Annotated in this window: 13 protein-coding genes and 1 tRNA gene; 1 reads left to right on the plus strand and 13 read right to left on the minus strand. The window is 48.3% G+C overall.

Features of this window, described 5'->3' with window-relative positions; translation table 11 throughout:
• The first annotated feature begins 151 nt into the window (after positions 1 to 151).
• Positions 152 to 760 carry a LexA family protein gene (locus ACZOTW_RS07290; protein WP_428043038.1) on the plus strand — a complete coding sequence of 203 codons (609 nt, stop codon included), beginning with the start codon at positions 152 to 154 and terminating at the stop codon, positions 758 to 760.
• Between the two features lie 617 nt (positions 761 to 1,377).
• Here ACZOTW_RS07290 and ACZOTW_RS07295 read toward each other — a convergent pair.
• The 13 genes from ACZOTW_RS07295 to ACZOTW_RS07355 form a co-directional block, all read right to left on the minus strand.
• Positions 1,378 to 2,007 carry a hypothetical protein gene (locus ACZOTW_RS07295; protein ID WP_483997910.1) on the minus strand — a complete coding sequence of 210 codons (630 nt, stop codon included), beginning with the start codon at positions 2,005 to 2,007 and terminating at the stop codon, positions 1,378 to 1,380.
• 18 nt (positions 2,008 to 2,025) lie between these two features.
• Positions 2,026 to 2,096: transfer RNA gene (locus ACZOTW_RS07300), tRNA-Gly, on the minus strand.
• Between the two features lie 51 nt (positions 2,097 to 2,147).
• Entirely contained in the window at positions 2,148 to 3,677 is a 1,530-nt protein-coding gene (locus ACZOTW_RS07305; protein WP_483997911.1) for a tRNA nucleotidyltransferase/poly(A) polymerase-related protein, read from the minus strand.
• Complete coding sequence (locus ACZOTW_RS07310) at positions 3,655 to 5,280, minus strand: long-chain-fatty-acid--CoA ligase (RefSeq protein WP_483997912.1); 1,626 nt, start codon at positions 5,278 to 5,280, stop codon at positions 3,655 to 3,657. Before ACZOTW_RS07310 ends, ACZOTW_RS07305 begins: the two co-directional genes overlap by 23 nt.
• A 47-nt stretch (positions 5,281 to 5,327) precedes the next feature.
• A complete protein-coding gene (locus tag ACZOTW_RS07315; protein ID WP_177748841.1) occupies positions 5,328 to 6,203 on the minus strand; it encodes an ABC transporter permease in 876 nt (291 codons plus the stop codon).
• A 1-nt stretch (position 6,204) separates the two neighbouring features.
• A complete protein-coding gene (locus tag ACZOTW_RS07320; protein ID WP_428040513.1) occupies positions 6,205 to 7,230 on the minus strand; it encodes an ABC transporter permease in 1,026 nt (341 codons plus the stop codon).
• A gap of 12 nt (positions 7,231 to 7,242) precedes the next feature.
• Positions 7,243 to 8,388 carry a M20/M25/M40 family metallo-hydrolase gene (locus ACZOTW_RS07325; RefSeq protein ID WP_483997913.1) on the minus strand — a complete coding sequence of 382 codons (1,146 nt, stop codon included), beginning with the start codon at positions 8,386 to 8,388 and terminating at the stop codon, positions 7,243 to 7,245.
• 8 nt (positions 8,389 to 8,396) lie between these two features.
• Positions 8,397 to 9,377: an oligopeptide/dipeptide ABC transporter ATP-binding protein gene (locus ACZOTW_RS07330; protein WP_428043034.1), complete on the minus strand. Its 981-nt coding sequence runs from the start codon at positions 9,375 to 9,377 to the stop codon at positions 8,397 to 8,399.
• Positions 9,374 to 10,351, minus strand: a complete 978-nt coding sequence (locus ACZOTW_RS07335; RefSeq protein ID WP_483997914.1) for an ABC transporter ATP-binding protein — start codon at positions 10,349 to 10,351, stop codon at positions 9,374 to 9,376. Before ACZOTW_RS07335 ends, ACZOTW_RS07330 begins: the two co-directional genes overlap by 4 nt.
• 39 nt (positions 10,352 to 10,390) lie before the next feature.
• Entirely contained in the window at positions 10,391 to 11,257 is an 867-nt protein-coding gene (locus tag ACZOTW_RS07340) for a VIT1/CCC1 transporter family protein (protein WP_483997915.1), read from the minus strand.
• Between the two features lie 26 nt (positions 11,258 to 11,283).
• Positions 11,284 to 12,744, minus strand: coding sequence for a M20/M25/M40 family metallo-hydrolase (locus ACZOTW_RS07345; protein ID WP_483997916.1), 1,461 nt, complete (start codon positions 12,742 to 12,744; stop codon positions 11,284 to 11,286).
• Positions 12,741 to 13,184, minus strand: coding sequence for a DUF192 domain-containing protein (locus ACZOTW_RS07350; RefSeq protein ID WP_177748827.1), 444 nt, complete (start codon positions 13,182 to 13,184; stop codon positions 12,741 to 12,743). The genes ACZOTW_RS07345 and ACZOTW_RS07350 overlap by 4 nt, the downstream gene beginning before the upstream one ends.
• Before the next feature lie 560 nt (positions 13,185 to 13,744).
• Positions 13,745 to 14,353, minus strand: coding sequence for a type IV pilin protein (locus tag ACZOTW_RS07355; protein ID WP_483997917.1), 609 nt, complete (start codon positions 14,351 to 14,353; stop codon positions 13,745 to 13,747).
• Positions 14,354 to 14,413 lie beyond the last annotated feature (60 nt).

The following is a 14,413-nucleotide window of genomic DNA, read 5'->3' on the forward strand; positions in this document are numbered from 1 at the left end:
ACCCCTTACAATAAACAGCGAAACAATAACAAAAAAATAACCCAATAGGTAAATTTTGAAGACATACCCATAGGAAATCCCCCCTTGACTTGTTCCCCATAAATTTTATAGAACAAAATATAGAACGATACAATATGTAAAAGGAACGCTTATGAAAGCCCTGCACCCCAAACAAACAGAACTTTTGGAAATTTTAAAAAGCAATATTTCCGACCCGCTGACTATGGAGGAATTGGCTGACCGCCTAAATGTGAGCGGAAAAAGCGTGGTCTTTCATCACATTAAACAGTTGGAAAAAAAGGGCTTTTTAAAGCGCAACCCCGCCAACCCGCGCGACTATATTATTTTAAAAGACCCGGAGCGTAACGTAATCTACCTAAAAATGTACGGTATGGCCAAATGCGGCCCGGAGGGGACTATTTTGGACGGCGAACCTACGCGCATCGTGCCGGTGGACCCTAGTATGATTTATTTTCCGGCGTGCAAGGGCTTTATGGTGGAAGCCAAGGGCGACTCTATGGAAAACCTTATCGCCCCGCACGACTGGCTGATTGTGGAGCAGAACCACCAACCGAAAAACAAAGATGTCGTCGTATGTGTGAACAATGGGGAAGTAATGGTAAAACGGTTTACGCAGGACGGCGAAAATGTTATTTTGCAATCGGAAAACCCGCGCTATAATCCCATTGTAGCCGATAAAACGGCCTTCCGCGTGGAAGGCATTGTGCGCAGTATTATCAAGCGCAACGTAAGTTGCTAAACATCCTGCTGCCCTTGGGTGCCGAAACCCGGGGCAATTAGTCGTAACCTCACCCCCGCGTTTGCTGGCGCGGGGGCTTTTTATATGCGGGCCCTGTCCGCTGTTACTAGCCCGCCAGATATCCAGACCCACATCCTCCTCCTGTTCGCGTTCCTTTTCCTTCTAATTTTTCCTTTATGCCGCCACCCCCGAGGGTTGGGAGAGTATGTTTTTCCCGTCGTCCTCCCCAAGGGGTTGGCGGCCCGCAGGGTTCGGGAATTCGTTGTTATAACAAACAGGGTAAGACTTATTGATAACGACAGATTCCCGACTACGACTTTCGGGAATGACGGCATAATGCCCGAGACACGAAAAACAATAAAATAAGGCTCGTCGTCCTGAACTCGTTTCAGGACCTACCGATTGGGTAGTTGGTAGTTGCCGTCATTCTGGAAAGTTGTAAGGAACCCCCCCCCAGCAAAAACTGATTCCCGAACGCTCCGCGCCGGCTACTCTCGGCAATGACGGTCATAAATCAATTTGTGGGTATTCTGCCCCGCCTAACTGGCGGTTTTTTAGACACCTCTACGCGAAAAACCCCGCACACAAGGAGCGGGGTTTTCTCTTAAAAATTTATTTTATTTGACGATTAACAGCGAACGTCCGTCTTTTTCTTGGGAGTACGGGTCCAAGGTATTTTGCCCGTCCACCACATATAAGAATTTATAAGTGCCGGGCGCAATAGAAAGGGTGGTTTCCCAATAGCCGTTACGTTTTTTAAGTGCTTGGGGCTTAGCCATTGTAAAACCGCTTACAATCGCTACTTTGTTCCCCTCGCCATACCAACGGAACGTTACGCGGCGGTATTTGCTGCTTTTAGAAGGATTAACCAATACGCTTTCTTTTGTTTCCTGCTTCGTTTCGGGCGCGGGAGCGGCTTTGGCGGGTTCGGCCTTCTTTTCTTCTTGCTCAATTACAGCCGTAACCGGGATTTCCACCGGAGCCGCCGCGGGAACTTTTTCCTCTACCGGTTTATTTTCTTCCACCAACACAGGTTCGCTCTCTTTGGGGAGTTCGGGCGTTTGCACGACTTCGGCCTGTTCGGCACGCGGAGCATTGGCAGGCGCGTCAAACACGCGAGCAGAAAAATGTTTGTAAACGAAATAACCGAAAACGCACAGAAAGATAATGTCTATAATAATCAGAAACAGCCATAAATCTTTATTTCCGGCAGGTTTTATGTCCAAATCTAAATTTTCGTTTTCCATAATGGTTCCTGATTAAAAAGCGGGCGAAGGGAATCGAACCCTCGTCTAAAGCTTGGGAAGCTTCCATTCTACCATTGAACCACGCCCGCATAGCGGAGTCCGCTTCTTTATTTTAGCAAATTTTAGGCGAACATACACAACTATTTAATATGTTGCGCCCGTAAATCTAATGTTTTAAGAAAATCAAGCGCATCTTGGCGGCTTGCTATTTTTCCTTCCACCTGGGCCACGGAAACGGCTTCCAAAATTTCACCGATTTTGGGGCTGGGCGGCAGGGATAACGCGTCCATTACGTCGCGCCCGGTAATCAGCCGCGTGGGCTGAACCTTTTTCGGTTGGTCAAAAAATTTGTGCAGTAGTAACGTCAGCACTTGCATATGCCGCAGGGTTTTACCCACATTAGCCGTTTGCTGGGCGCGGGCAATACTCATCAACCGTTCTCCGCTTTTGGGCATAATTCGCCGCAACTGCGCATCCGTAACATAACTGGTATAATCGGCCCAGCACAATAGCAGCATTGGCACACCGGCTTCGCCCAAATCGCGAAAAAAATGATAGGCTCCTTTGTCGGTTATCACGTCGTTACTGGCCAGATTAGACGGGCGCAAATGCTCGCCAATCATCGCGCAAATCAGCCGGATATCGGCCCGGCTGTAATGCAACCGTTCCAATACGGTTTTGGCCATTTTGGCGCCCCGTTCTTCGTGATAAAAAAAGCGCAGGCGGTCCCCCACTTTTTTGGCAGTAGCGGGCTTTGCGATGTCGTGCAACAGAGCCGTCATTTTATAAAGAGCTTTGTGCCGGGCAATCGGGGCCAGTTTGGCGGCGTATTTAGGGAAAGCCTTTTGCAAATGGTCCAGCAGATATTCCATACGTTTAAACACATCTAACGTATGCTTTAATACGCCGCCCTTTCCGTAATAAACTTCGGCACAGGCACGCTGGGCTTCCAACTCCGGGAATAACGCGGTAAGCAGGCCGCACGAGTCCATTAGAAGTAAATTTTCATAGGCCTTAGAGGTAGCAAATAAACGCTCCAATTCCTCGCGCACACGTTCGCCTGCGGGCTGATTGATAAGAGCGCGGTCTTTTTTAATTTGTGCCAGGGTGCGGGGCGAAATAGAAAAACCCAACTCCGCGGCAGAGCGGAACGCGCGCAACATACGCAAGGGATCCTCTTTAAATACGCGCGGATTGTTTTCATCAATCACTTTATCCGCCACCGCCTGCAAGCCGCCAACCACATCTACAATATTTTTGCGTTGCAAACGCTTTAAAATCACGCGGGCTGTGCCGTCCGGATGCGGTGTAATTTCTATTTGCGGCAAGGCAGAAACAGGGTACGCCAGCGCATTAAACGAAAAATCGCGGCGCAACAGGTCCGCCTTTAAATCTTTGCCTTGATAGGCGGTCAAATCAATTTGAATTTTATCCTTATGCGTTACCAAACGCCACACACCAAATTCAGCATCCATTTCAAACGAGGCGGCCTTTAACCGGCGAGACAGTTCCAATGCCGCCGGCTTTACATCTTCGGGCGGCAAGGTAATGTCCAAGTCGGAGGATTGGCGTTTTAATAAACTGCTGCGCACAATTCCCCCCACATAATGGGCCTGAGGAATTACCTCGTTTAAAATGCGGGACAAATCAAGCAAGGGAGTCCTCCGCATTTGCACTCGCGCCGCGCGCAGCCAATTTGGCTACGGCGTCTTTGCGCAGTTCGCGTTTTAACACCTTGCGCAGAGCATTTTTGGGCAACGATTCCACAAATTCAAAATCACGCGGGCGTTTATAGTTATCCAAGTGTGTTTTTAAGAATTTTCTAAATTCGCCGTCGGAAAGTTCCGCCCCCTCTTTTTTGACGACATACACTTTAACAAATTCGCCGCCGCGCCCGTCCGGCACGCCGATTACGGCACACTCTTCCACCGCAGGATGCTCGCAAATAACGGCCTCCACCTGGGCCGAAAACACTTTCAACCCTTTGATGATAATCATATCTTTCTTGCGGTCTTTAATAAAGATAAACCCGTCATCATCTACCGTAACGATATCACCGGTTTTAAACCAACCATCCTCGGTGAACGCATCGTGCGTGGCTTTTTCGTTACCCCAATAGCCGCGGAACACATTAGGCCCCTTTACGCACAGTTCGCCTTCCGCATTGCGCGGAACTTCTTTGCCGTCGTCGTCTAACACCAAGGTGCTGACCGCCGGAATAGCCGGGCCTACGGATTTGATTTTTTGCAATTCCTCCGTGTTCACGCTGACCACCGGGCTTGTTTCGGTAAGGCCGTAACCTTCCAATATGGGCACACCGATTTTTTCTTCAAACCGGTCTTTGATTTCCTGCGTCAGCGGGGCCGCGCCGGACACGCCAAAGCGTACGTTTTTAAACGGCCAAAAACGCAAGTAAAGACGTTTTAGGCCCTTGGCTTCTTTGGAAAGCACCGCATAAATCTGCGGAACAGCCAAAATCAGGGTTACTTTTTCCGTTCCCATAGCCCCCAACCATTTACTGGCGGGCATTACGTTGGCTACAATAACCACCTTTAAATTAAGATACAGCGGAATTACCACGCAAGCCGTCCAGGCAAAGGAGTGAAACATCGGCAACAGACATAAAAAACAATCGTTATCGTTAATTTTAAAAATCTGCGCACACGAAATAACGTTAGAAGCCAGATTGCCGTGTGTGAGCATCGCCCCTTTGGGCAAACCCGTAGTTCCGGAGGTATAGAGGATAAAGGCCAAGTCATCCAGCCCGGCTTGGGCGGAAGCGGTTTCGTCGTGGAAGGTAGATTTTTCAATTTCCTCCCAGAATTTTTGCACAATCGGGCACTCCGCCGCAGAGGACGGAATTTCATCCGTTGTGAAAATATATTTAACAGTCGGCAACTGGGGAAGGCACTTTACATAATGGCGGATAAATTCAGCCTGCGTTACGACCGCCTTGGCCCCCGCATTGTTTAAAATATATTCAATTTCCTCCGGTTTGGTAACCATAAAGTTCATTGGAATACATACTGCGCCCAACTTGTAAAGTCCAAAGTTGGCTACTACCGTATTAATAGAGTTGCGGTGCGCCACGGCCACGCGGTCGCCCTTGCGGATACCGTGTTCAAAAAACATATCGGCGGCGCGGTCCACCTGCATCAAGAGTTCGTGGTAGGACACCTTCTTGCCCGTACCGGCTTCCACTAATGCTATTTTATCCGGAAAGCGGAACGCACTATCAGCCAAAGCAGTATATAAATCTTTACGGCGAATCATAAGCACCTCTTATATAATAATATCCCTTTTCTAAATTTTAGTAAAAATTAAGCCTGCCGGGGGTCCAAAATATCCCTAAACGCATCTCCCAACAGGTTCCAACCCAATACAAATAAAAAAATGGCTCCGCCCGGTGCAACGACCGTGTACCAATAGGCAAACGGATGGCCGGGAGTGCCGAGCACCCAGTTGCGCGCCATAGCGATTAACTGCCCCCAATCTGCCGTACCCGGTTGGGCACCAAGCCCCAAGAAGGACAAGGAAGCCGCTGTCAGCACCACATAGCCGATATCCAGACTGGCTACCACAACCGACGGATAAATGGAATTCGGTAAAATGTGCCGCAAAAGAACCCGCGGCCCGCGCGCGCCCAAGGTTCGGGCGGCGGTTACATAGTCGCGCTGTTTGACGGATAATATATCCCCGCGCACGAGACGCGCGTAAGACGGCCACGCGACAGCCGTAAGGGCTATCATCATATGCTTGATGTCTGGTCCCAACATAGCGGCAATTACCATAGCAAGCACCAGCGAGGGCACGGCAAAAACAACGTCCGTCAGGCGCATTAAAATTTCGTCCAATTTCCCGCCGAAATAGGCCGCGGCTCCGCCCACAAAAAGCCCTATTAAAAAGGCAAAAAAGGTTACGGTCAGCCCAATTTTAAACGCAAGGCGCGTTCCCCACACCACGCCGTAATACAAATCGTATTGCTGCTCGGTAGTACCGAACCAGTTTTGTGCAGACGGCGGCTGCGGCGCAATTTGGTAACTCTTTTGCGGCAGTTGGTAGGGGTTATTTTGATTTTGCACCGGAGCCAGCCAAGGTGCAAACAAAGCCACCAGTAGGAAAAACACTACGATTACCAAACCCAAAAGAGAGGTTTTGTTGGTATAAATACGTTTTAAAAGGCGCTCACTAATCATATTAATCCAAGCGGATACGCGGGTCCACCGCAGTATATAAAATATCCGAAAGTAAATTTCCCAGCACAAACAGCACCGCTACCATTAAAGAAAAGCCCAATATACCCGCAATATCCAACTGTTGCGCGGCAATCACACCGAAGCGGCCAATGCCGGGATAATCAAAAATTGTTTCCACAATGACCGTTCCGCCAAGAAGACGGATAAACTGGATACTTGCCAAGGTAATCACTGGGATAATGGCATTTTTTCCGGCGTGCTTATAAACGATTTGCCATTTGGTAAGGCCCTTGGCGCGGGCGGTACGGACATAATCTTTATTTAATTCTTCCAACATACTGGAACGCATTACCCGCACCATTAAAGCAAACGAACCGATACATAACGTAACCGCCGGCAAAACCAAGTGGGATAATACGTCCCAAAACACACGAAAATTGCCGTTTAACAAGGAATCCGCCAGTAAAAAGCCTGTATAGGTTTTAAACATTGGGCTATGGATAATTACGTCCGTCTGGACGGAATATCCACCGGGAGCAAACCAGCCCAACTGTCCATAAAATACCATTAATAAAATAAGCCCCAGTACAAATATCGGCAACGAAAACCCTCCCACCGATATCAACCGTGCGACTATATCTTTCCACTCGTCCTTGTGTATGGCCGAACCGCACCCGAACCACACGCCAAAAAACACCACAAAAATAATGGTAACAAATGCCAGTTGTATAGTGGCTGGGAGATATTCTTTTATGGCTTTGGCTACGGGCATATTGGCACTGGGGCTATACCCCAAATCGCCGTGCGCTACATTTTTGAGCCACCGTCCGTACTGCTTAAATACGTTATCGCGCAGGCCATATTCGCGGATAACCTCTTCCAGCGCGCCCATTTGACGGGGGTCCTTCACATACAAAGAGGCGCGCATTTCGGGGCTTAACCGCTGGGTTAAAAAGAACAACAAAAACGTTACCCCCAGTACCACCAGGGGCAACAACAAAAGCCGCCGAAAAATGTAATTCAACATAAAGTATCCTTTTTATTTTTTGTACGCAAGCACCGCGGACAAGGCTATTTCACACGCGGCAAAAAATTCCTTTAAAAGCAAACTTTCCTTTACCGTGTGGCAATCGCGGCAACCCACGCCCAAGTTCGGCAAAATAAACCCTTTGCCGCTTAAAATATTGGCATCACACCCGCCGCCGGACGCCACCGGGCTGATTTTTACGCCCTGGGCTTTACCTGCTGCCAGTATGGCCTTGACCATTGGGTGCGTTTTGGGCACATTGACCGCCGGATAACGCGGTGTAACGGTAAATGTCAAAACGGGTTTATGCACTTTGCCGTTAATTTTTTTGGTATAGCGTTTGACGGCTTTTTCAAAGCAGGACTTCATATGTGCGGTCTGCTTTTCCAGTTTTCCGTCCTGCAAACTGCGCGCTTCGCCTTTTAAATAAATATCCTCAGTTACGGCATTGGTCAAACTGCCGCCCTTGATAATGCCAAAGTTGGCGACGGTTTCTTTATCAATGCGGCCTAATTTCATAATAGATAAAGCATAGGCGGCTACTTCAATAGCGGAAATACCCTTTTCCGGGCAAACGCCTGCGTGTGCGCCAAGACCTTTGATTTCTACTTCAATCGTATTAACCGCCGGACCTTGGACTAAGAGTTCATTTACTTCCTCGTTATCCAAAATCAGCCCTTCGCGCCCTTTGATTTTTTTAACGTCTAAATTTTTGGCCCCCGCCATACCGTTTTCTTCCGTCAAGGTAAAAACAGCCTCTACGGGCGGGTGGGGCAACTTTTGTTCCTGCAAGGTTTTTAAAACTTCCAAAATAATAGCAATACCGGCCTTGTCGTCCGCACCCAAAACAGTAGTACCGTCCGAGGTGATTTTGTCTTTCTTCACCACGGGTTTAACGCCTTTGCCGGGCACAACCGTATCCATATGCGAACTAAGCACAATGGGAGCGCTTTTAATAGTTCCGGGGAAAAAACCAATCACATTTCCTTGTGCGGTGGTATTATATTTTTTCCCGGCGTTATCCACCTGTACTTTACAGCCCAAATCCTTTAACTTTGAAACCAACACTTCTTGGATATCCTTTTCAAAAAAGGATTCGCTGTCAATTTTGGCAAGTCCTACAAAGGTTTCTACCAAGCGTTTTTGATTAATAGTCATAATATCTCCTATACGGCTGCTGAACTTTTTTTATCTTTAAACGGCAACACGCTACACGCACACGCGTGGCGCGGCAAAACTTCCTTTAAAGCGTTATCCCCTTGCCGGCAACTCTTATCAGCATAACGGCAGCGCGAGGCAAACGGACACGCCCAATCCGCACGCTCGGGGTGTTCTTCAAACGGCACGAAAGGCTTTTGCACCACCTCGGCTGACGGCACAGCCGAAAGCAGGGCTTCCGTGTACGGATGCTGGGGGTTGGTAAACAACTCCTCCGCCGGGGCTTTTTCCACAATGCGCCCCTTGTACATTACGGCAATATCGTCGCACAGAAAGCGCGCCACGGCAAAATCGTGCGTTACAAAGAGCATAGAAAGACGGCGGGTTTTTTTGATTTCTTTCAGTAAATTTAAAATTTGCGCCTGAACCGACACATCCAACGCGGAAACAGGCTCATCTGCCACTAAAATTTTAGGGTTTAAAGCCAAGGCGCGCGCAATGTTGATACGTTGGCGCTGTCCGCCGGAAAACTCGTGCGGGTAGCGCTCTAACTGGCTTTCGGAAAGGCCGACCGCCTTTAAGAGTTCGCTTAAAAAGGCCTTCCGTTCAGCGCGGTCCTTTTTTAATCCGTGTATATCTAACGGTTCGCTTAGCAGTTGGCGCACGTTCATACGCGGGTCCAAACTGGAATACGGGTCCTGATAGACCACCTGCATTACGCGGCGGAGTTTTTTAAATTCACTCTTGGAAATTTTAGCCACATCTTTCCCGTTGGCAAGAATAGTGCCCGCCGTTGGCTTTTCTATCCCTAAAAGGGTCTTGCAAAGCGTACTTTTCCCACAGCCCGATTCGCCCACCAAACCTAAAACGTGGTCTTCTTCCAGCATTAAACTGACATCGTGCAAAACGGTTTTTTCCACATTTTTGCCGATAAAACGGCGGCGCGTGTAGGTTTTAAATAAATGTTCTATTACGACGGGCGCGGTCATTTATCCTCCAACTGCCAGCAACGTACTTGGCGGCCGTTTTTATTAAAAAGCGGCGGGCAGGTTTGGCGGCATTTTTCAAACGCGTGCGGACAGCGCGGCGCAAAAGGACAACCCATTATTTTTTCGCCTGGCACAGGCGGGTGGCCCTTGATAACAGGTAAAATGTCCGCTTTATTATGTACGGACGCCAAGGATTTTAATAATCCCTGCGTATAGGGATGAAGCGGATTTTTAAAAAGTTCAACCGCAGGAGCATATTCCATACACTCTCCGGCATACAAAACAAGTACATCATCGGCAATTCCCGCCACCACCGCCAAATTATGCGTGATAAATACGGCGGACATTCCGCTTTCCTTCTGTAAATCTTTAATTAATTTTAAAATCTGGGCTTGAATCGTAACATCTAATGCGGTGGTAGGCTCGTCGGCAATTAACACATCCGGCGACAAGGCAAGTGCCATTGCAATCATCACGCGCTGGCACATTCCGCCTGAAAACTGGAACGGATATTCCAACAGGCGTTTTTCCGGCTCGGCAATGCCTACTTTTTGGAGCAACCGGGCGGCCTGCAAGCGGGCCTCTTTCTTGGAAATTTTGCGGTGTGCCAAAATGGTTTCGGTTAGTTGTTCCCCCACCGTCAAAACGGGATTTAAACTGGCGGCAGGGTCTTGAAAAATCATAGAAATTTTATTTCCGCGGATTTGGCGCAGTTCCCTTCGGGAGAGTGCGGCCAAGTTTTTGCCTCTGTATAAGATTTCCCCACCGCTGATGCGCGCCGCAGGAGGTAATAATTGCAAAACAGAAAGAGCGTGCACGGTTTTTCCGCTGCCCGATTCCCCCACCACGCCAAGAACTTTCCCTTTGGGCAAAGTGTACGAAAGGCCGCGCAGAACGGGAACTGTTTTTCCGTCTGAGGAAAATTCCAACTGCAAATTGCGTACTTCCAATACATTTTCGGCGGAATCTGTCATCTTTATTATTATACTAATTTAACACAGGCCTATAAGGCATTAGGCTTCTATTCCGGTAAAGGTTTTTAAAGCATAGCCGATTAAAAAACTGACCGCCGCCACACCGAAACTTAAACAAGCCATTTCCACAAAGCGGTGTTTGAAACTTTCTCCGCGGGCCACTGCATAGTAAAACATAAACGCGGCAATTAACAAAAGGGCCAATAACAGCATCAGCGCCAGCGCAATAAACACATTGGAAAAACACGCAAACGGCGCAATCAGCATTACTACCGTTACCACATAGGCTACCCCGGTGTAGAGCGCGGCCTTTAAGGGCTTTTTGCCTGATGATTTTTCGGTCTTAGAAGATAAATACTCGGAAGACGCCATAGACAACGCCGCCGCCACACCGGTAATCGCACCCGTCAGCGCAATCAACTTCGCGTTGGACAGCGCCAAGGTAAAGCCGGCCAGCGCGCCTGTAAACTCTACTAACGCATCAGACAAACCCAAAATAACAGAACTCATATATTTCAAGCGGTCCTCGTCCAACAGAGCGATAAGTTCGTTTTCCATAGCGGGGCCTTCGTCCGCCAGTTTAGCAATTTTGGGATAGTTGGTAAACGCACGGTACGCACCCGAAGCGTGATGCGGGGCCGCTTCCATTAATTTAATGGCAAACGTCAGCCCGAGCACGCGCGCAAGCAACACATAAAGCCAAATTTTAAAGCGCGACGGTTTGGCATTTACCCCCGTCTCGGTTTTGATTAATTCGTGGTGTTCCCACTCGGCTTCGGCTATTTTTTTCAGTACAGAGCGGTTGTGCCCGTCTGTTTCCAGTTCAGCCAGGCGGCGGTAAATAAAATGCTCCGTTATTTCACTGCGGGAAAAAATTTCCAAATCTTTTTTGTCTTGTTCTAACATAAGGCCTTCTTGTAAGTAAAATAAAATCACTCTGCGGTTTTTTCTACGGCGGGAGCCGGGGCGGTCTGCGGGGTAAGCGGCAATAAGTCCTTGCCGTAGGCGAAGTCAAACACGACACCCGCAATAAACTGCAACTGGTGGAAAAAATCTTTTTCGCTGATAAATTCGTCTGCCCCGTGCGCCGTATTTTCGGACAGCGGGTCCATATCCGGCCCCAAACCGTAGGTAACCACACCCAATTTACGCAAAAACTCGTTATCACCCGAAGCGGGGCTCATACCGGGCACGGTAATAGAATCCGGCACCAGTTTTTTGGCGGTTTTTTCTATGGACGCAAACAACGGGTCTGTTCCGTCCATAGGGGTAGGAAACGGCAGTTGCGGGCGTTCCATAATTTCCAATGAAATAGGCTCGTCCGGCGAAAATAATTTAGTCAGATTTTCAAAAAACTCATCCGGGTCCGAACCGGGCAACAGGCGGACGTTTAAAACAGCGGAAGCCTCACCGCTGGTGGAGCCTGTATCCTTGCTGGCCGATAAAACTGTTGGGTTCAGCGTATCTTTTAACTGCGTTCTAAAAAAGGGGTCTAATGCCATTACATCAGCGGCTGATTGGCGGTTTTGAAGGTTGCCGGACAGCAAAAAGCCGATAGTGGTTTGGGCATCTTCGTCCAAAAGCGGTTTAATGGCTTTAAAAAAAGTTTTGGCGGTAGGTGTTAATTTAGCGGGAGGATTGTAAGCCGCAATTTTGGCAAGTGCCTGCGACAAAAGATAAACCGCGTTATCATTTACGGGCATAGAGGAATGCACCCCCGTACCAAAAGCAGTAACCTTAATATCCATATACATTTTGGTTGAGGCTTCGGCAAATACAATATCCTTTCCGTCTTTATTTTTTATAATGCCGCCCCCCTCATTTAGTGCAAACCCGGGTTTAATTTTATCCCAATGCTCTCCGCCCAGCCACAACAGCCCGGTGGCACTGCCGGATTCCTCACCGGACGTAGCCAAAAAAATCAGGTCCCGCTCGGGCAAGGTCTTTTGGTCTTTTAACCAAGTAAAAAGCGCCAAATAAGCGGCTGTATAATTTTTGGCATCAGTAGCGCCAAGCCCGTAAATCTTTCCGTTTTCCACGGTGGCTTTGAAAGGCGGGAAACTCCACCCCTCAGCCGCGGGGGCGGTATCTAAATGGGAAATGAGCAGCAAGGGTTTTTTAGCGGGGTCTTTCCCCTTAATGCGGGCCATTAGATTGGCGCGCCCTTGGCGCGGAATAAAAATATCCCAATCTATACCGTGTTTATTAAATTCTTTATAAATATAACGCGCGGCGGCCAGTTCGTCCGGCTCCGGCAGAGAAGTATCAATATTTAACAGATTGATTAAATGACGCTTTGCCTCGTCGTTAAGGGGCGTCCAGTCAGGCATTTGTTGCGCGTGTCCGGCTAGTGAATAAAAGATAATCAGTAAGCAAAGCAAAAGGCGCTTCATTTTTTATCCGGCACAGTAAAGCCCAAAGGCGCTCCGGCGGTTACGCCGTGTTTGGCGGCGGTTTTGGAGGCCAGTTCCAACACATATTGTCCATAACCGAGGGAGTAGGCCACCTCGTCATCGGGCGTATAAGTATAGGAGTGAGGAACTTCCGGCTCTACGGAATTTACTTTTTTATCTGCGCCGATAAAAATAATATCCAAATCTATCAGCGTGTTCTTCATCCAAAAGGCCTGTTCTTCCTCTTGGTTAAAGACAAAGAGCATCCCTTTGTTTTCGGGCAAATCTTTTACAAACATCAAACCCTTTTCTTGCTTTTGCGGGGTGTCCGCCACGAGTGCATTTACCACAAACCCGTCGGGCAGAGTTATGGAAACGGTTTGATATCCGCCGCACGCGGCAACGAACAAAGAAGCCAGTAACAAAAAGAATACTTTCATATATATAAGTGTAGCAAATTCCCATTTGTTTTTGTCGGCCTGCGCAAAGGAAACAATAAATAAAACAAGGCCATCGTCCTAAACTGGCGGCCCGCAGGGGGTGGAGAGTGCGCCTTTGTCGTCATCCCCGAGTGCTTCTGTCGGGGATGACGATTACTTTTGGTTGTTATTGTCATTTTTAGCAAGAAGTGTCTTGTTCAGTTCTTGTCCTTATTGTCATTCCCGAAAGTTGTAGTCGGGAATCTGTTGTTTGTCGTTGCCGTCATCCTGGAAAGTCGTAGTCCAGGATCTGTTGTTATAAAACAAGGCTTAGATTCTAGAACACTCCGCGCCGGGTCCTTGCGGGCCGCCTGCTCCCCTCTGGGATAACACTCTTTCTAATTGTCATCCCGGGCGTGGACCCGGGATCCAGTCTGTTTATTAGAAAAACTCCTTATTTTATTTCTGGATTCCAGGTTCCCGCTTGTATGCGGGCCCTGGAATGACAATACAAAATAAACTTATGTATTTTCCCCCATTAAAAAACCCCGCACTAGGCGGGGTTTTTACAATGGAATTAATTAATTACCGGCAGCAGTACCAGGCGCAACACATTCACCTGCTGCACCAGTAGAACCATCACTGCAGCAACCATCATCACCAGCCGCGTCATCAAGACCACAGAAATCGCCACACAATTCTTTACCGTTCGCGTTAGCACCTTTGCAGAGCGTACCCTGACCACCATAAAAGCGCTCCAAAGAATAGGCATACTGCAAATCATTTGCCCCAGAGCGGGTGGCTCTCGCTTTGCCATCATTTAAGGCTTTCCCTTTCATAACAACAATGAAGCCGTTTCCGTCGCCACATTTTTTATTAGAAACAGCCGCTTCAACATAATCCGTTTCGCCGGTCGTTGGCTGAGTACCCTTGGTGCAATAAGAGGTGCCAGTCGCATCTTTCGGCGCAACATCCAACGAACGGAAATTTTCCGTATAGTTGTTAATCTGCATATATTTGCGTTGTTGAGATTGAGCAATGTTAGCAAGCAGCGTTACGGCTTCCGTCATACGGGAGCGTTCCACCGCTTTGAAGTACTGCGGCATTGCCATTGCGGCTAAAATGCCCAAGATTAACACGACCACTAATAACTCAATGAGCGTGAAACCTTTGTTATTATTCTTAATCATTTTTCTTCTCCTTTTTCACTTTCTCTTGTGTACGGCCCGGTTTGGGCGACTGTAGGAGTT

The sequence above is a fragment of the Candidatus Avelusimicrobium sp. genome, from assembly GCF_056976295.1.